Origin of the sequence: Bacillus sp. JJ675, assembly GCF_036963165.1 — a bacterium.
Taxonomy (GTDB): domain Bacteria; phylum Bacillota; class Bacilli; order Bacillales; family Bacillaceae; genus Bacillus; species Bacillus glycinifermentans.
Genome location: NZ_JBALMR010000033.1, coordinates 21,996 through 39,640, shown reverse-complemented (window position 1 = coordinate 39,640; position 17,645 = coordinate 21,996). Strand labels below are relative to the sequence as shown.

The window sequence follows — 17,645 nt, the reverse complement described above, 5'->3', positions numbered from 1 at the left end:
ATTCGATGAAAGGGTGGCTCAATACCCAAATAGGCGGATTTGTAGACAGCGTTACGGACTCCTTTAAATCCTTCTTCGGAATTCACTCGCCGTCACGTCTATTCCGTGATGAAATCGGTAAATTCCTTCCGATGGGGCTTGCGTTAGGTATCGAGCGCAATATTGGCGTTGTCAAAGCGGCTGCAAACGAAATGGCAAATGCTGCGCTAATCAATCCGCAATCTTACGCTGTCAATCCGAGCATGGCGCTTGCCGGAGGAACACTCGGAACGGTTAAATACGCGGTTGAGTCCGGAAACGGAGTAGATCCGAAACAACAGCAGCCGATTGTTATCGAATCTGTTTTCGTGGTTGATAGCGAAGAGCTTGGCCGTATGACAGAGAGCGCAGTCAGCGCCGAACAAGGCAAGAAAATAACGATTACAAACTATATGCGAGGTGACTAAACATTGAATGCGAGGGAGGGCGGCGGCATGCCGCCTTTTGCCTTCGTTTTAAAAAATCCGGAAACCCCTTGCGCAGTAGTACGTATAACCGATATAAAGGATATAGGAACTTTTAGGGGGCGATAAAATGGAGGAAGGGAAAACTTTTGAATCTAACACGGGATCGATCACGGTTTCGCGGTCAAAGGTAATCATTAAACACAAACGCGGAACATACCACGGGGGCAAAGAAAAAGAAATCCAAATAAAATCGATCTCCGCTGTCGAAATGAAAAAGCCTGGTAAAATACTCGCCGGCTATATTTCGTTTATATTCAGCGGCAGCAAGGAAGCGTCAGGAAAATGGGTAATTGACGCGGCCAAGAACGAAAATACGCTGATGATAGGGAAAAAACAATATCCGGATTTCTTAAAATGCAAAGAGTTGATCGATCAATACATAGAGGAAGCGCAGTCCTCTTCGCCTGCGTCTACGACGAGCGATGCCGACGAGCTTATGAAATGGGTCGCGCTAAAAGAATCGGGAGCCATAACGGAAGAGGAATACGAGAAGAAAATACGGGAAATACTCGAAGCGAAATAACATACCGCCCTGTCCTTAATCGTATGGGGCGTTTTTTTTTCGTTAATTTACGCATAGCAACGCTTGCCAGACCGCGGAAGTTTGGGTATCATAGGCGATAAGGAAAGTGATAGTGCGCCAAACTATCGCCTAAACGTTCGGAATAAATGACCGTGTGCCTTTCGGAGGAACTATGAGGTTTTTGCACGACTCAAAATCGTGTTCCTTCGGGAGTGTCGGTTCGACCCCGACCACCGGTATCACTAAACATCGTATTGCCAAGCGATGAAAGAGCGTTCCTTATTAAAGGAACGCTCTTTTTATTTATTCCTTATTAAAGCGGCGAACCGTCAAGGGTGTATTGTAGTCTTCATTAATTGCACCATGAATGGTTCATAACGTTTAAGCAGTTCAGCTCTTGTTTGACGATCTCCTCATTGAAATCCCTCCAATCAAATGATCACTTTTAACAAGGACCAGGCACCTGTCACTGACAAGGTGCTTTTATTTGTTTTAAGAATTGAAGCTCGGCACAAATTTTGGATACCTAATGTATATGTTCTTATCCTCTGACAGTTATGACCTTTTTACGTTTTGTTTACAAGTTGATCAAACTTTAGCGACATCTGCCCGCTATCTTGGAATACAGCAAGATCTCATCTAAATATAGGAAAAGGAACAATGGATCAGGTAAAGCATTAATCTTTTGAGGAGGAATAGAAGTTGTCAATCAGCATTAAACTGGCTGACGGATCTGTCAGAGAATTTGAAGAGGAAGCAAGCATCGAGGATGTCGCGGCTTCTATTAGCGGAGGACTGGAAAATGCGGTTGCAGGCAAATTAAACGGAAAGCTGGTCGATTTATCAACTCCGCTTCAGGACGGTGCGCACGTTGAAATCGTCACCCGGGACTCAGCTGAAGGGCAGAAGACCGTACTGGGAAATTCGCGGGGGGCAAGGCGTCTTGTGGCGCTTGATGCAGCGCGGGGATTGGCGGTCATAGGAATGTATTTACAGCACTTCGCCCTGAACGAAACGAACGCTTCAATCGTTTCCGGGAATACGACGCTGTTATTTGTGCTTTGCGGCGGCATCTCTTACTCGATCATGGCCGGGCGCATAATGGATCGGGGAGCGGAGCCGACTGCATTCCGGACGCGGATGCTTGCCCGCGCGGTATTTATCGATATTATAGGATATCTACTCATCATGCTGAATACTCCGTTCGGGGTGATTTTGCCGCTTATGCTGCACTGTTCGTGCTGGCGTTGGTGCTGGTTCGCCGTTCGACGCGTGTGCTCGTTGCGAAAGCAGCAGCTTTGATTATAGTGAGCCCACCTCTGATGATTCTCGGAGGAAGCGTCCTGTCTGGAGCTTTCTTACTTCGTGATATTGCAGGCGGCCCGATGTCCGCGCTCGCACTTGCACCCGCTTTCGTCGCCGGTATGGCGATCGGGCGCTTTGATCTTACCAAGATGCGTACCGCACTCTGGCTCGCGGGCAGCGGCGCAATCATGCTCACAGTCTCTAAGCTCCTGGGCGCTTTCGTTCTTCCAGGGCTGAGCCGTTCCTTTGAAGAGTGGCTCGTAAGTGTTCAAGGCACCGCCGTCGCCGAGCCGGATCAGTATGCTATCTGGCCGCACAACGTGACACCGCCACTGTGGCACAATCTTCTTTCGATAGCTCCGCACAGTGCGTCAACTTTCCTGACGATGCTGGGGCTAGGGGCCGCATTTCTGGTGCTTGGATTGGTATGTCTCGTGCAGCAGAAGACCACTGCCGTGTTAAAGGCGTTCGCTGGAGTCGGACGTGTAGCGTTGACGATGTATGTAGCTCAGTTTGTTGTCATATGGGCTCTTGAAATCTCGGGGGCCCAGTATGATATCGGGGCACTTCCATTCGGTGATCTGCTCGTCGCAGCCGTGACGACGGTGACAGGGTGGCTGATTGCACGGCTCCCTGCCGGTCCGCTCGAGACAGCGATGCGACGCTTTGACCGGATATTCAGCGCCTTGGGGCCTGTCACTGGACCGACGACACCGAGGTAGGCGGTCGTCTTTAACATGTCGAAGTATTGCCTGAAGGAAACGTCTGAGCTGACAGCTCCTTCAGGTTAAGTCTTATAAGCGGAAACTGCAGGATGTATCGGAGTACGCGGCGGATGAGTTCATGTACAAAGTAAAAGGAAGTTGTAAGCCTGCTGAAATACAGAACCCAAGGTTCTCTCAGGTTTATGTTATTCATAAACGTAATGAAGAAGCATAGACCTGCTAGAACCGCTCACCCTTGGATTTGCTTTTTACAACTTGAAATGATCATGCACTAAAAGAAATGGGGATGGCATTTTCTATGTTAAAAAAATCGTTCACAAAGTATTGTCTAATGTTGGTTTTATCACTTGCGATGCTGCTGGGAGCGATAACCCCAGGCGTTGCTGTGGCGCAGGCATCCAAGGGGGTGGCGTCCGGTCAGCAGACAAAAGTAAAGGCGCCAAATCTAAAGAAAGCTCAAAAGATGAAGCTGGACAAACATGTGGCTTCAATGACAGAGAAACGAACGCTTCATGCTACATTCAAGCTTCCGCAATAGGAGGCATCCTCCGGTAACTTGCACGCGAAGGAATGAAACGCAGAAAAGTGGAAAGAACAGAATTAAAATTGACCCTTTAAGAGACTGTGAGACAAACACACTTCTTATCTTTACACAGCGGGGACGTCCGTTTGTTTTATTGACTTTCATATTCGGGCATATGTTTCAAGCTTTTTTTGAATAAGTCCCATCTTTTTATGCAGAAACATAAGGTTTAAAAAGGTGATAAGCATTCCGGCTATGCCCGATAAGACCATTGAAGAGAAACTGAATGTCTCTATTTCCGCTGCAACAATCAGCAGATAGCAACAAAACGGCAGCATAAGGATTGCAGTCAGTATACCTGGTACATAATGTTTAAATGTCAACCATAGGACGATGTGAACAAGAAAATGAACAGTAAAGGCAAAAAAGAAGCCAAACCAGACAATGTATTGATTAAAATAAATGCTGGCGATCGTTACAACAACAGCTAATATAAATTCTTCAAGTACGGCGCAAACAAAAGAAGCAGTCGTGGAATGACCGAATGGCGCTCTTTTCAATTGGTTCAGTTTGCTCTGATACCTTTTGCCCCATGCCTCAACCATCACCATCTCTTCAAAATCATGCAGTATAAATAATGTCGGCAGCAGCCAGGCAATCAATTGCATCTTATCCATTTACATTCCCCCTTTTATGTGCCACAATTGTGACATTTCATCATAAATAAAGTCAATAAGACAACGAAAAGTGCTACATCGCAATAAAAAGTGAGACAGGAGCGAGAACATGAATCAAATGCCCTCAAAAACAGCACAGCAATCTAAAAGCTGGCTGACGCATTCACTGCTGGAGCTAATGAAGGAAAAAAGCTTTTCTGACATTACCATTACGGAGATAGCGGAAAAAGCACAGCTTGACAGAAGAACGTTTTATCGGCATTTCCAATCAAAAAAAGATATATTAGACCGCTATTTTGAGCAGCTTTGCAGTGAATATTCCAATTACATTGTTCAGGAAAAACATATCGACTTATCTAGTCTTGGGCATGCATACTTCAACTTTTGGAGCAGACATGCCGATTTTTTACAAGCCCTTCATCAGAATCATTTGTTTTATTTGGTCGTTGAGAAATATAATGAATTATTACCGGCTCTTCATGAAAAGTTTAAAGAAGACACCTTTCATTTTAAAAATCAAATCAGTTTGGAGTATGGGCTTGCATTTAGTTCCGGGGGTTTTTGGAATATCCTTTCAAAATGGTTTGAGAGAGGCAGGAAAGAATCGCCTGAAGAAATGAGTGATATTCTGCAAGGGATCGTAGATTCATTTTTAAATAAACAAGCTATCGAAAGGTGATCTCGTGTTGGTATACGAGTGGTTTAATTTCTGCTTGCGCTTATGACCAATCTCCGGTACCGTTAATGCAAAGAACATTGTGATATATAGAACAGGAGTTGAGGCCGTTGATGAATACGGTGAAGATCAGAGGGGTGACAATCGGAGAGGGAGCTCCGAAAATTTGCGTGCCGCTTGTTGGAGAAACGCTGGAACAATTGAAAGAAGAAGCTGCTTTTCTGCAGTCTGTCGATCCGGATCTTGTCGAGTGGCGGGCGGATTTTTTTGAGAATGTGGAAGACGTTGAAAAAGTGATAGAAGCGCTGGCTGAAATCCGTGCCATATTGCAAGACATTCCGCTGATCTTTACGTTCCGCAGCATAGAGGAAGGCGGCGAAAAAGAAGTCAGCAAGGAATTTTATTTTTCTTTAAATCATGCCGTTGCCAAAACAGGGCTGGCAGATGTGATTGATGTTGAGCTGTTCAATGAAGAGCAGGATGTAAAAAAACTGGTTGAAGCGGCTCATATGCATCATGTTTTCGTCATTATATCCAACCACGATTTCGAAAAAACGCCAAGAGCGGAAGAGATCGTGTCCCGGCTGCGCAGAGCGCAGGAGCTGGGAGCCGATTTGCCCAAGATTGCGGTGATGCCTGAAACGGCGGCAGATGTGCTGACATTGCTTGAGGCGACTCATACGATGTATGAGCGGTACGCGGAGGGCCCGATCATTACGATGTCGATGGCCGGAAAAGGCGTGATCAGCCGGCTGGCCGGAGAGTTATTTGGATCAGCGATGACTTTCGGAGCGGCCAGAAAGGCATCCGCACCTGGCCAAATTGCGGCCGGGGATCTGAAACAGATCCTTGACGTGCTGCATCGAAATATATGAATAAAGGAAGGAGCCGGAGCGGCTCCTTCTCCTTTTATCCGGCGTACTGCTCAATGATCGCCTGAAGCGATGTTTTCAGCTCTTCTCTATTTTTAAGTTGTGATTCGTCAAAACGGACGCGGACGAGCTTTTCGCCTTCGTTATACATTTCCTCCAGCCAGCCCCGCAATCCTCTGGCGCGGCGGTCGACTTCGATGATGACGTCCAACCCGTTATCTTCAAGAAGAAATACGAGCTCTAATTCGTCAAACAGTCGGCGGTAATTTTGCGAGACCGGTACAAATTCGAATTCCTGAACGAAAGGCATCCGCCTGTTAAAGTATGGCGCATGTTCACAATCAGCCTCTTGAAGCCTGAATCCGAGGTCTCCCATAGCTTCCAGCACAGATTTGATCCACGGGTGCGGTTTGACGGCAATCGGGTCTTCGTCCGATTTATCGATGCCGCCTTGAATGTCCAGGTCTGTCAATAAGAAAACGCGCGTCCCTTTCATCGTCATCGGCGCATCAAGCGGCATGATGAATGAAAAAGGAAAGCGCCTTTCTTTCCCCGGGCTGATGGTGAATGATTCCGTTACCCTGCGGGATTCCATGGTGACGGTTTTCCATTCTTTTTTATCATCCTTTACGATGGCGTATTCGGTCTCCAGCAATAATTCAATGTACCTGATGTGCTGTTCGGTGTTGCCGCCTTTTACAAGAACGCTTCCGTTCACTTTCTCACCCGGCAGATATTCATTTTTCTCCAAAATCGTATTGACCTTTGCCGCTCCGATGCCTGCGCTTGCCGCAAGCTTTTTAAACAGTGACATGTTTCGATCTTCTCCTTTTATCCTGAAATAAAAGCAATTTTTATACGCTGTTTATAGTCAAAAGGATTCATTTATTTCTGAATGATTTTCACTGTCAAATCGATGTGTTACTATTAGAAACGAATATAATAGCTTTACTAGGGGTGCCCTGTTGAGGGCTGAGAGAGAAACAACTTGCGTTTCTTAACCCTTTGGACCTGATCTGGTTCGTACCAGCGTGGGGAAGTAAAAAGATGAAGGATAGGGATGTCCGGCTGCGATGCGGTCATCTGCCGATTTTACTGACTTTAAACCAGGTTCATGAACAATGTGCCTGGTTTTTTTGTGCTGGTGCTGTTCTGGAGTTTCGTCCTGATCATTTTTAAAGAGGGGAAGGATTTTCACATGAAACATGAGTCAGTACAGCAAAAAAACATCGCGATGATGTCAAGTTTTTCAGGAAGCCGAAAAGTGTATGTCGAAGGATCGCGTCCTGACATTCAAGTGCCGATGAGAGAAATTTCTTTAAGTCCTACAACAGGATCATTTGGAGAAGAAGAAAATCGGCCTGTCCGCGTATACGATACGAGCGGTCCTTATACAGACGCCAATGCGAAGGTTGATATTCAGAAGGGGCTGAAGCCTTTGCGGGCGTCCTGGATCAGAGAACGCGGCGATACCGAGACATATGAAGGCAGAGAAGTAAAGCCGGAGGATAACGGCTATAAAAGCAAAGAGAAAGCAAATCACAGCTATCCAGGCCTGAAACGAAAACCGCTGCGTGCGAAAAAGGGGCAAAATGTCACCCAGCTGCATTACGCAAGAAAGGGGATCATTACGCCTGAAATGGAATTCATCGCGATCCGCGAGCATGTGTCTCCCGAATTCGTCCGGGAAGAAGTGGCCAGCGGCCGGGCGATCATTCCGTCAAATATTAACCACCCGGAAAGCGAACCGATGATTATCGGACGGAACTTCCACGTAAAAATAAACGCAAACATCGGCAATTCAGCCGTCACCTCCTCAATTGAAGAAGAAGTGGAGAAAATGACATGGGCGATCCGCTGGGGAGCAGACACGATGATGGACTTATCCACAGGAAAGGATATCCATACGACAAGGGAATGGATCATCCGCAACTGTCCCGTCCCCGTCGGCACTGTGCCGATTTACCAGGCGCTCGAAAAGGTCAACGGAGTGGCCGAAGATTTGACATGGGAGATTTACCGCGACACATTGATCGAACAGGCTGAACAAGGTGTCGATTATTTTACGATTCATGCCGGCGTCCTTCTCAGGTATGTGCCGTTAACGGCGAAGCGCGTCACCGGAATCGTATCCCGAGGCGGGGCAATCATGGCGCAGTGGTGTCTGGCGCACCATGAAGAAAGCTTTTTGTACACGCATTTTGAGGAGATTTGCGAGATTATGAAAACGTATGATATCGCATTTTCGCTGGGAGACGGCCTTCGTCCGGGCTCGATTGCGGATTCGAATGATGAAGCGCAATTTGCCGAATTGGAAACGCTTGGCGAGCTGACGGAGATCGCTTGGAAGCACGATGTTCAGGTGATGATCGAAGGGCCGGGGCATGTGCCGATGAATAAAATCAAAGAAAACGTCGACAGGCAAATGGAGATTTGCAAGGAAGCGCCGTTTTATACGCTGGGGCCGCTGACAACCGATATCGCGCCGGGCTATGACCATATTACGTCTGCGATCGGAGCGGCGATGATCGGCTGGTACGGCACGGCCATGCTTTGCTATGTGACGCCGAAAGAACATTTGGGACTGCCGAATAAAGACGATGTCCGCGAAGGCGTCATCACATACAAAATCGCGGCTCATGCGGCTGATCTCGCTAAAGGCCATCCCGGTGCGCAACTCCGCGATGATGCGCTGTCAAAGGCGCGCTTTGAATTCCGCTGGAGAGATCAGTTCAACCTGTCGCTTGATCCGGAAAGAGCGCTTGAATTCCATGATGAAACCTTGCCGGCTGAAGGCGCAAAAACGGCGCATTTTTGTTCGATGTGCGGGCCGAAGTTTTGCAGCATGAGAATTTCCCAGGATATTCGCGACTATGCCAAGGAAAACAACCTTGCTGAAGAAAAGGCTATTCAAAAAGGACTGAAAGAGAAGGCGAAGGAATTTAAAAAAGCAGGCGGTAACATTTACAATTAAAGACGGGCAATACAGATAGATGAAAGGGGAACCTTTCATCTGTTTTTTTATAATATAGGGTTGACAGGTCGGAATAATATGAATTAGTATGTTATTTAATATTTCGGAACATTCCATCAGCGCTGATCGGTCAACCGAAGGCTCTTATCTCAATTTGGGATAAGAGCTTTTTATTTTCATAATGGCAAAGAAAGGGGAACAAGATGTCTTTATCAATCCGTGTTAACGAAAAAGCGTTTGTATACGGCGGCCGTAAAACGAGCGTGCTTCGAGACGTGAAGCTAGCGGTCGAAAACGGTGAATTCCTGACTGTCATCGGACCAAGCGGGTGCGGAAAAAGCACGCTCTTAAAAATCGTTGCAGGGCTTGACGGGGATTATGAAGGGCGAATCAGCATGAACGGCAGAGAGATCAAAGGTCCGGGGATTCAGCAAGGCTTTATATTTCAAGAGCATCGGCTTTTTCCGTGGATGACGGTTGAGCAAAATATCGCCGCAGATTTAAGCCTGAAAGAACCATCGGTACGCAAAAAAGTCGATGAATTGATTGAAACGGTACGGCTGAAAGGCGCGGAGAAACTGTATCCGCGCGAGCTGTCCGGGGGAATGTCGCAAAGGGTCGCGATAGCCAGGGCACTCTTGCGGGAACCCGAGATTTTATTGCTTGATGAACCTTTCGGCGCCTTGGACGCCTTTACGAGAAAGCATCTGCAGGATGTGCTGGCAGACATTTGGAGAGAGAAGAAAATGACGATGATCCTTGTCACCCATGATCTCGACGAATCCGTTTATTTAGCCAACCGGATCGCGGTCTTCACCGCAAAGCCGGGGAGAATTCATAAACTGCTTCCGGTTGATCTGCCATTTCCGCGCAGCAGAACATCTCCTGTTTTTCAGTCAATCAGGCAAAAAGTGCTGAAAGAATTTGAGAAAACGGAAGAATTCAGCTTTCAAGAAGGCTCGGGGATTTAAAGCAGAAAGGAGCGGAAACGGATGAAAAAATGGGCGTTGTATGTACTGGGCTGCCTGCTGCTTGCAGGCTGTTCAGCAGCAGGATCAAACGGAAGCGGCAAGGATTTGGAAGTGATTAACATCGGGGTGCAGCAAAGCTTGAGCCCGCTGCTGCTTGCGAAAGAAAAAGGCTGGTTTGAAAAAGAGTTTGCCAGAGATGGAATCAAAGTGAAATGGACGGAGTTCCAAAGCGGTCCGCCGCAGTTTGAAGGAATCGCCGCGGACAAACTCGATTTTTCCCAGGTCGGCAATTCGCCGGTGATCGCAGGACAGGCGGCAGGCATCGATTTTAAGGAAATCGGCCTCTCACAAGACGGCTTAAAAGCGAACGGCATCCTTGTCAAAAAAGGGAGCGGCATCACTGACATCAAGGATTTGAAAGGAAAGAAGGTGGCTGTCGCAAAAGGAAGCAGCGGATTCGATTTTCTTTATAAAGTGATCGATAAGGCCGGTTTGAAGCCTTCCGACGTGAACATCATCCAGCTTCAGCCTGACGAGGCTATGCCTGCATTTGACAGCGGGGCGATTGACGCGTGGTCGATTTGGGAGCCGTTTTTGTCCCTTAAAACAATCAAAAGCGATGCTGAGATATTGGTAGACGGTGAACAAATTGACCGGTATTCCCCGGGTTTTACGCTTGTTCGGAGCGAATTTGCCGAACAGCATCCAGAAGAGGTCGTCCGTTTTCTGAAGGTGTACGACAAAGCCGTGAAGTGGCAGAAAGCCCATAAAAAAGAAGCGGTTGAAACCTATTCGAAAATCAAAGGCATCGACAAAGAGGTCGTAGAAAACGTGCTGAATAACACGGAACCGTTAAACGAACCGATCACAGACCGCATCATTCAAACGCAGCAGGAAACTGCCGATTTTCAATACGAGTTAAAAGCGATCAACAAACAGATTGATGTAAAAGAAGTGGTTGACAACTCGTTTATGAAAAAAGTGCTCAAAGGAGGAGACGACGAATGAGGGCAGTTTCACCAAACACCGCCGCAGTCGGGCCGAAAACAGGCGCCAAACATAAGCCTGCCGCTTTTCGGCTTGCCTGGGGAAAAGGATTGGTATTGCCAGTCATCATCATTTTATTATGGCAGCTTGTCGGAGCATTGGAGCTCATCTCAAAGACCGTGCTTCCGGCGCCTTTTGACATATTGCTGACCTTCCGGGACCTTATCGCATCGGGAGAATTTTTTGCTCACTTAGGCATCAGCATTCAGCGCGCCGCGCTCGGTTTTTTCCTGGGGGCAGGACTCGGGCTCCTGTTCGGGCTGGTCACCGGATTCTCCAAAATAGCCGAGGATTATCTCGATCCGTCTCTGCAAATGCTGAGGACCGTTCCGCATCTCGCCGTCACGCCGCTGTTTATCTTATGGTTCGGCTTTGACGAGCTGTCAAAGGTGCTGCTGATCGCTCTTGGCGCCTTCTTCCCGGTGTATATCAATACATTTTCGGGGATCAGGGGCGTCGATTCAAAGCTGTTCGATGTGGCAAGGGTATTGGAGTTTCATTGGCTGAAGCAGGTGACAAAGCTCATTCTCCCTGCATCGCTTCCGAACATCCTTTTAGGAATCCGCCTGTCGCTCGGCGTATCGTGGCTCGGACTAGTCGTTGCCGAGCTGATGGGATCAAGCGCGGGAATCGGATATATGATCATGGATGCCAGACAGTTTTCGCAAACCGATAAGGTGTTTGTCGGGATTTTGATTTTTGCAGCCGTCGGAAAGTTGACGGATTCATTCGTCAGAGTGTTGGAAAGGAAGTGCCTGGGCTGGAGAAACAGCTATCAAGGAAATCAAAAGTAAAGGGGAGATCGGTTTGGAAATTTTATGGTTTATTCCAACTCATGGTGATGGACGTTATCTCGGCACAAACACAGGAGGCAGAGCGGCCGACCATACGTATTTCAAGCAGGTGGCTCAGGCGGCTGACAGGCTGGGATATACGGGGGTTCTTTTGCCGACGGGAAAATCGTGCGAAGACCCGTGGATTACGGCTGCCGCTTTAGCGGCGGTCACGAGAGACCTGAAATTTCTGGTCGCTGTCAGACCGGGTTTGATGCAGCCGTCGGTTGCCGCGCGAATGTCATCCACATTCGACCGTCTTGCTGACGGCAGGCTCCTTATTAATGTGGTCGCCGGCGGGGACCCGTATGAACTGGCGGGAGACGGTCTGTTTATCGGCCATGATGAACGGTATGAAGCGACAAATGAATTTCTCGACATCTGGCGTTCGCTTTTAAAAGGCGGGACTGTCAGCTACAGGGGAAAGCACTTGAAGACCGAAAACGGCAGACTCCTCTTCCCGCCGGTTCAAGAGCCGCATCCGCCGATCTATTTTGGCGGATCTTCAAAAGCGGGCCAGGAGACGGCCGCCAGACACGCGGATGTCTATTTAACGTGGGGAGAGCCGCCCTTTCTCGTCAAAGAAAAGATTGAATCCGTCAAAAGGCTGGCTGAAAAAGAAGGAAGAACCGTCCGTTTCGGTATCAGGCTGCATGTCATCGTCCGGGAAACGGAAAAAGAGGCGTGGCAGGCAGCAAATAAACTGATCAGCCATCTTGATGACGACACGATCACGGCGGCCCAAAATGCGATGAAGCGGATGGATTCATCAGGGCAAAAGAGAATGGTTGAGCTTCATCAAGGGAAGAGAAGCAAGCTGGAAATCAGCCCGAATCTTTGGGCCGGCATCGGACTTGTCAGAGGCGGAGCCGGCACGGCGCTTGTAGGCGATCCGGAAACGGTCGCCCGCCGGATAAAAGAATATGCCGATCTCGGGATCGAGTCATTTATCTTCTCGGGCTACCCCCATCTTGAAGAAGCGTATCATTTTGCCGAAAAGGTCTTTCCGCTCCTTCCGTTTCGGACGAAACTTGAAAGAGAAGCGTCAGGCGAAGTCATCGGAAATGACCACTTTCCGTCAACGCATAAGGAAAAAACGCTGTAAACGAAAAAAACTCCAGGCGTTCTGGAGTTTTTTTATTTGTGCTTATGAAAGGAAAGCATGTATGACAGATGCTGAATCGTAATTAATACAAAGATGACGATGATCGGGAAGTACGGCATTTTCGCCTGGAAAAACGGATAAAAGATCAATAAAAGCGCCGCGGCGGGCATCGCCACATACAGGACGATATAAGAGGTTCTGCAAGCTTTGGCGGTGATCATTTGTTCCCTTTCATCCTGCTCTTTAAATTCATCCGGTATGAGAAGAAGGCTATGCCTGCGGGAGTTCCCCCTTTTTTCCAAGTATGAATAAATCGCCAGTACGAAAACAAACAGCAGAATCGGAATAAGATTCAGCACAACATGCAAGTCTGCCCCGCCCGTTTTCAGAATGCCGGCAATCTGCTCCGCAGCATGAAAAACCAAATAAACGTCCAGCAGGCAAGTCCGAACAGAAGGATGTGAAAAAAAGTTCTCGTTTTCATACTCATCTTATATCCTCCTCCAACCAAAAAACGTCTTCCATTTTTAATTGAAATACTTCGCAAATCTTTAATCCTAACAGGAGAGACGGTATGTAATTGCCTTTTTCGATAGCCGCAACGGTCTGCCTCGTCACTCCAACCGCTTTTGCGAGAGCTTCCTGTGAATACCCGTACCTCGCTCTCAGTTCCCTGACCTTGTTATTCATGGTACCACCTGCAATTCTTTGTTTATATAGTATATTTGATATATTGTTAAATCAACTTAACATAATGTTAATTTCTTTTTACAAAGCAATCAAGATCTTTTGGGCTAGAAACGACGATTTGTCCTCTACAACATTTTAATTTATACATAAAATTGACAAAAATGGAACAATCAAATTGGACTATTCCGTACTTCTAAAAAAGGGGCTTTATGGTTGTTTTAAGCTTTGCATTTCGAGGATAGATAAATCTTTTATCTTGGTTCTTTTGTCATAAAGGGCAAGTTTAACACTGTCGTTCAAAAAAAGCCGGAGAAATGGAGGGAATGGGAAAAAGTGATCAATTTCAGGGAAGGAATGAATGAAGGCGGAAGAAAAAGCCGATTCCATGCGAAAATGAGTGGGAAAATAGATAGAAGGATCTGAAAAAAAATTAAATAAATAGTTGGAATGTAATATTTGAAGAATAGTAAAATTCATAGATTTCAGTATGATTTTGGATATGTTACTCTGTGGGTACTTGATAGAAAGGAGGGGGAAAAATGACATACGCAGCACCGCAGGTTGATTATTCCGTAAGTCCTGCGATCGAAGATCAAGCATGGTTTCTAGTGTTTATTGCAGTATTGCTGGCACTGGGCGCAACGATTGTTCTCGGCGCAGCGGTATGGTGCGTGGCCAACGGAAACGGCAGCTTCACGGGAGCCGTCAAATGGGTCAACGGACTTGAGGTTAAAATTGAGTGTAAGAAATAGCTATACTTAGGGTCATCTGTATACATCGAGACATATCATAACAAGGGCTTAACCGTCTGTGGGGGGCGGTTAAGTCCTTCTACCATCTATCATTACCCTGGAGGCATTATGTTTACAATCGATCACCTGTCTAAAACATATAAAAACAATGTGACTGCCGTAAGCGGGTTTCATATAAAGATTGATAGAAATCAAATTGTCGCGATAGCAGGTCCGAACGGTTCCGGGAAAACGACTATCATCAATTCAATTTTGGGCATCATAAAGCCCAGTGAAGGAACCATTATTTTGGACGGTCTGTCGAACGAGACGGCAGAATTTAAGCAAAAGCTCGCCTATGTTCCCGATGACCTGCTGCTGCCGGAAGCCCTTTCCGCTGCCGAATATATGGATTTTGTTTCCTCAATGTATCATTGTACATCAAAGAAAAGGAGGAAACAATTAATTGAACTCTATGACATGGAGGAGGCTCTGCACGAGCCGATTGAAACGTATTCCCACGGAATGAAAAAAAAGACGCAGCTGATTTCGGCTTTTATGCTGGACAGCGAGTTTGTCATCATGGATGAACCGTTTCGGGGGCTTGATATTGAAGCGGTCATCAATACGAAAAAACTGATGAAGCGCTATACCGCAACCCGGGGATCGATTCTGCTATCGACGCACGACATGCTTTCAGCTGAAGAGCTGTGTGATAAAATCGCCATCCTTTCAAAAGGAGTCAAAATGGATGAAGGAAAGGTAGGCGAATTAAAGCTTAAATATAACAGCGATTCGCTTGAAGAAGTATTTTTAAAAGCTTCTATGCTGAGTGATAGGGGTGCGCATTTTGATCAAATCATTCGAAATTTCTAAGATGATGCTGAAAATGTGGCAAAAGGAAATAAACAAGCTGTTAAACACCGGTACGAAAAAAATGCTGGCCTTATCTTTTCTGCTTATGGCAATCGGAGTAGGGGGCTTGGTCGGATATAGCTTCACCGGGATGTTTTTAAGCTCGTTTTTAAACGGCGACGAGGGCCCGCTCGGATTGTTCGTCATTTCAATGCTGATGAACGTCTCGATTTTTACGTTTGTCTTCTTTATTTTGTTCAAGGTACGGACGCCTGAGCAGAACAGTTTCTCGATGCAGCTGAGCTGGTTTCCGCTGACGCCCTTTCAGAGAAGTCTCGGTTACTTTATTCCATTTGCCGGAGCAGTTGCGTGCCTGGTCTTATTTATCATGTTTATTTTGCTCGTGCCAAATTTTATTGCCAGCGGTGCAGGAATTCGATTTACGGCTGCGTTTTTTGCGGCGCTGTTTTTGCAAATCATTTTTTTCTTCTCGATTTTGCATCTTGTATACAACCTTGCGAACATCGTCATTTTAGCATTCGGTTTTCCGCTGCAAAAATTTTTTTCGCTGTTTGCGCTCATCGCGCTGGCCGTGTATTACGGTCTGTCCAGCTTTGATGTGGAAAGGATTCAAAACGCCTATCTGTCCTTTGATTACAACTTGGCGTATTTTGCAGTACCGTTGTTTCAGCTTATGAACGGTCAGGAAGCGGGCTTTGGTGCTGCAGCGATTTTGACTGTAATGGCAGCCGCCGTATCAGCCTCTTTTTTGTCGCTGAATCTTGTGCCGATTCTCACCGAAAAAAGATCGTCTAAGCTGTTTTCGTTTTTGAAAATGCCGTCGGCAAAACCGTTGGCGCTGGCGGTGAAAGAAATCAAATCACAAGCCAGGAACGAGGAAAACGTGCTGAACTTCATTTTTCTGCTTTTGGCGTTCTGCTTTTTAAAATACAAATTCCAGGTCGGGTTTACCGGGGAGAGCTACATCGTTCTTGGCGGCGTGACCGGAATCGCGGCGTTCAATTCCTTTGGCAATGATAAGCGGATGATGACGGTGTACAAGGCGCTTCATCTGAAAATGACAACGGTTTTATGGTCGAAATATCTCGGATTGTGTGCGCTGGGGCTTGTGCAGCTATGCATGTTTTCCCTGTTGACCTGGACCTTTCCGGACAGCTTCGCGGTCTTTTGGAAGACGATGGCCGTCCTTCTCAATTCGATTGCGGTCTTTTATCTAGCAGGCATCATGTTTCCGCTTGACCGAAATAATCCGTATATGGGAATCTTCTCGTTCGGGATGCTCCTTCTCTTTTTGATTCCGCTGTTTTTTATAGGAAATTACGTAATAGAGAAGATATTGGGGCAGGGCTTGTTGTTTTTCGTCCCGTTTCTGGAAATGTTGTTAATCCTGCTCATGCACGGCGGGTTTAAATGGAGGTACCATTATGATCATTAATATGCTGAAAACATATTTTGCGGTAAAAAAAATTCCCTATTTTCCGGAGCATGTGACGCTTAATGAAAAATACATTTCAGATCATGACCTTGGCGCCGATTTTCCGATCAATCCGACAGCCTACCGCATGCTGAAAGAAATCGACGGAAAAAAGGATGAAGCGGAGATTGCAGCCGGCCTTGCGGGTGTTTTTCGCATCAGCGAATCGGTACTGCAAAAAGATTTGCACGAATTGTTGACAGGACTTAACCGCCGGTATCTGATCAATTGGAAATATGGCGGGTTTTTTCAACAGTTTTTGAGTCAGTACCGCCCCGGCTACAGGGAAAGGTTTTCAGGCCGTTCTGATTCATTTTTGTTTCTTTACATAACATGTCTTCATATTATTTCAAGGAAAATTATTTTATTCTGGTTTCTCTTTTTGGTACTGTCGATTGCAGCTTATATTGCGGTTCCCGATCAGTCGATTGTCAACATCGCCGTTTATTTTTCTATCATCTATGCCGGATTAATTTCGGGAACGGTATTGCATGAGACGGTGCATGGAACCGTGCACAGGAGGTTCGTCGGAAAACAGGGGCCGGGGGGATTTTTGGCGGCTGACATGATGTCCGTAAAATTTGTCAGGCCGGCGGTTTCTCCGTACAGGAAAAAAATGATTTGGATAACGGTGCTCGGTCCGCTCGTTCCGGGGATTTTGGGAGTGGCCGGCGTGCTGTTTACGATCCTTTGCCTGCGGGAAAACATGGTGTCAGCGGGCATACTCCTGTTCTTTGCGACCTATGCTCTGCATATGATCTATCTGCTTCCGTTTATGGGGGATGGCAAATCGATAATGAAACAGCTGATGATCAGGGGAATTGGAGGGAAATCATCATGAATGCAAATTCTTTAAAGCAGGGACTCATATTTGCCAGTTTCTCAAGCTTCCTGGCATTTCCGATGGTTGCTGCTGCTCTTTTGTTCTACCACCTTTTTTCTAGTCAAACGAATACCGGTATTTTGTTTAACAGTCTGTCTATTGTGATGGAGAGCGAGTCGGCTTTTTCGCTGAAGGTGAAGCCGAATTTTTTCTTCATTATGATCGGACTATTTATCGGCATCTTTATCATAACGGCTGTCATATCCTCTTTTTATGGAAAAAAAAAGAAATAATATCTCATCAGGCTTGCTTTA

At 46.7% G+C, this 17,645-nt stretch carries 17 protein-coding genes, 3 pseudogenes and 1 riboswitch; of the genes and pseudogenes, 16 read left to right on the top strand and 4 right to left on the bottom strand.

Going from position 1 to position 17,645, the window contains the following annotated elements:
* The 4 genes and pseudogenes from V7126_RS09595 to V7126_RS09580 form a co-directional block, all read left to right on the top strand.
* Positions 1 to 446, top strand: a pseudogene (locus V7126_RS09595) (phage tail tape measure protein); the annotation flags it as partial.
* A gap of 127 nt (positions 447 to 573) precedes the next feature.
* Positions 574 to 1,029 (top strand): SHOCT domain-containing protein, encoded by a 456-nt coding sequence (locus tag V7126_RS09590; RefSeq protein ID WP_335497557.1) that lies wholly within the window; start codon positions 574 to 576, stop codon positions 1,027 to 1,029.
* Between the two features lie 702 nt (positions 1,030 to 1,731).
* Positions 1,732 to 3,056 (top strand): annotated as a pseudogene (locus tag V7126_RS09585) (TGS domain-containing protein).
* 301 nt (positions 3,057 to 3,357) lie between these two features.
* Complete coding sequence (locus V7126_RS09580) at positions 3,358 to 3,597, top strand: hypothetical protein (protein ID WP_335497556.1); 240 nt, start codon at positions 3,358 to 3,360, stop codon at positions 3,595 to 3,597.
* Positions 3,598 to 3,743: 146 nt separating this feature from the next.
* Here the strand turns inward: V7126_RS09580 and V7126_RS09575 are convergent, their stop codons facing one another.
* Complete coding sequence (locus V7126_RS09575) at positions 3,744 to 4,259, bottom strand: HXXEE domain-containing protein (RefSeq protein WP_216899516.1); 516 nt, start codon at positions 4,257 to 4,259, stop codon at positions 3,744 to 3,746.
* Between the two features lie 109 nt (positions 4,260 to 4,368).
* Here V7126_RS09575 and V7126_RS09570 point away from each other — a divergent pair, with 109 nt between their 5' ends.
* Positions 4,369 to 4,938 carry a TetR/AcrR family transcriptional regulator gene (locus V7126_RS09570; protein ID WP_046132960.1) on the top strand — a complete coding sequence of 190 codons (570 nt, stop codon included), beginning with the start codon at positions 4,369 to 4,371 and terminating at the stop codon, positions 4,936 to 4,938.
* 110 nt (positions 4,939 to 5,048) lie between these two features.
* Positions 5,049 to 5,810: a type I 3-dehydroquinate dehydratase gene (gene aroD, locus V7126_RS09565; protein ID WP_046132994.1), complete on the top strand. Its 762-nt coding sequence runs from the start codon at positions 5,049 to 5,051 to the stop codon at positions 5,808 to 5,810.
* 34 nt (positions 5,811 to 5,844) lie between these two features.
* Here aroD and V7126_RS09560 read toward each other — a convergent pair whose 3' ends face one another.
* Positions 5,845 to 6,621 (bottom strand): sporulation protein, encoded by a 777-nt coding sequence (locus V7126_RS09560; protein ID WP_046132961.1) that lies wholly within the window; start codon positions 6,619 to 6,621, stop codon positions 5,845 to 5,847.
* A 129-nt stretch (positions 6,622 to 6,750) separates the two neighbouring features.
* Positions 6,751 to 6,862: riboswitch (TPP riboswitch) on the top strand.
* A gap of 143 nt (positions 6,863 to 7,005) precedes the next feature.
* Here V7126_RS09560 and thiC point away from each other — a divergent pair.
* The 5 genes from thiC (at position 7,006) to ssuD (ending at position 12,737) form a co-directional block, all read left to right on the top strand.
* Complete coding sequence (thiC, locus tag V7126_RS09555; protein WP_175076727.1) at positions 7,006 to 8,781, top strand: phosphomethylpyrimidine synthase ThiC; 1,776 nt, start codon at positions 7,006 to 7,008, stop codon at positions 8,779 to 8,781.
* A 203-nt stretch (positions 8,782 to 8,984) separates the two neighbouring features.
* Positions 8,985 to 9,752: an ABC transporter ATP-binding protein gene (locus tag V7126_RS09550; protein ID WP_046132962.1), complete on the top strand. Its 768-nt coding sequence runs from the start codon at positions 8,985 to 8,987 to the stop codon at positions 9,750 to 9,752.
* 21 nt (positions 9,753 to 9,773) lie between these two features.
* Positions 9,774 to 10,760, top strand: coding sequence for an aliphatic sulfonate ABC transporter substrate-binding protein (locus V7126_RS09545; protein WP_175076726.1), 987 nt, complete (start codon positions 9,774 to 9,776; stop codon positions 10,758 to 10,760).
* Positions 10,757 to 11,593 carry an ABC transporter permease gene (locus tag V7126_RS09540; RefSeq protein WP_046132964.1) on the top strand — a complete coding sequence of 279 codons (837 nt, stop codon included), beginning with the start codon at positions 10,757 to 10,759 and terminating at the stop codon, positions 11,591 to 11,593. The genes V7126_RS09545 and V7126_RS09540 overlap by 4 nt, the downstream gene beginning before the upstream one ends.
* A 13-nt stretch (positions 11,594 to 11,606) precedes the next feature.
* A complete protein-coding gene (ssuD, locus tag V7126_RS09535) occupies positions 11,607 to 12,737 on the top strand; it encodes an FMNH2-dependent alkanesulfonate monooxygenase (protein WP_046132965.1) in 1,131 nt (376 codons plus the stop codon).
* Positions 12,738 to 12,769: 32 nt separating this feature from the next.
* Here the strand turns inward: ssuD and V7126_RS09530 are convergent.
* Positions 12,770 to 13,227 (bottom strand): annotated as a pseudogene (locus V7126_RS09530) (hypothetical protein).
* Positions 13,224 to 13,427 carry a helix-turn-helix transcriptional regulator gene (locus V7126_RS09525; protein WP_046132967.1) on the bottom strand — a complete coding sequence of 68 codons (204 nt, stop codon included), beginning with the start codon at positions 13,425 to 13,427 and terminating at the stop codon, positions 13,224 to 13,226. Before V7126_RS09525 ends, V7126_RS09530 begins: the two are co-directional and overlap by 4 nt.
* A 539-nt stretch (positions 13,428 to 13,966) precedes the next feature.
* On the opposite strand from V7126_RS09525, the gene V7126_RS09520 reads away from it, so the two are divergent.
* The 5 genes from V7126_RS09520 (at position 13,967) to V7126_RS09500 (ending at position 17,624) form a co-directional block, all read left to right on the top strand.
* The gene (locus V7126_RS09520; protein ID WP_046132968.1) at positions 13,967 to 14,179 is read left to right on the top strand and encodes a hypothetical protein; all 213 of its coding nucleotides are present in this window, start codon (positions 13,967 to 13,969) and stop codon (positions 14,177 to 14,179) included.
* A 108-nt stretch (positions 14,180 to 14,287) separates the two neighbouring features.
* Complete coding sequence (locus V7126_RS09515) at positions 14,288 to 15,034, top strand: ABC transporter ATP-binding protein (RefSeq protein WP_046132969.1); 747 nt, start codon at positions 14,288 to 14,290, stop codon at positions 15,032 to 15,034.
* The gene (locus V7126_RS09510; protein WP_052948588.1) at positions 15,000 to 16,469 is read left to right on the top strand and encodes a hypothetical protein; all 1,470 of its coding nucleotides are present in this window, start codon (positions 15,000 to 15,002) and stop codon (positions 16,467 to 16,469) included. The genes V7126_RS09515 and V7126_RS09510 overlap by 35 nt, the downstream gene beginning before the upstream one ends.
* Positions 16,459 to 17,349, top strand: coding sequence for a PqqD family protein (locus tag V7126_RS09505; RefSeq protein ID WP_065894211.1), 891 nt, complete (start codon positions 16,459 to 16,461; stop codon positions 17,347 to 17,349). Before V7126_RS09510 ends, V7126_RS09505 begins: the two co-directional genes overlap by 11 nt.
* Positions 17,346 to 17,624 carry a hypothetical protein gene (locus V7126_RS09500; RefSeq protein ID WP_046132970.1) on the top strand — a complete coding sequence of 93 codons (279 nt, stop codon included), beginning with the start codon at positions 17,346 to 17,348 and terminating at the stop codon, positions 17,622 to 17,624. The genes V7126_RS09505 and V7126_RS09500 overlap by 4 nt, the downstream gene beginning before the upstream one ends.
* Positions 17,625 to 17,645 lie beyond the last annotated feature (21 nt).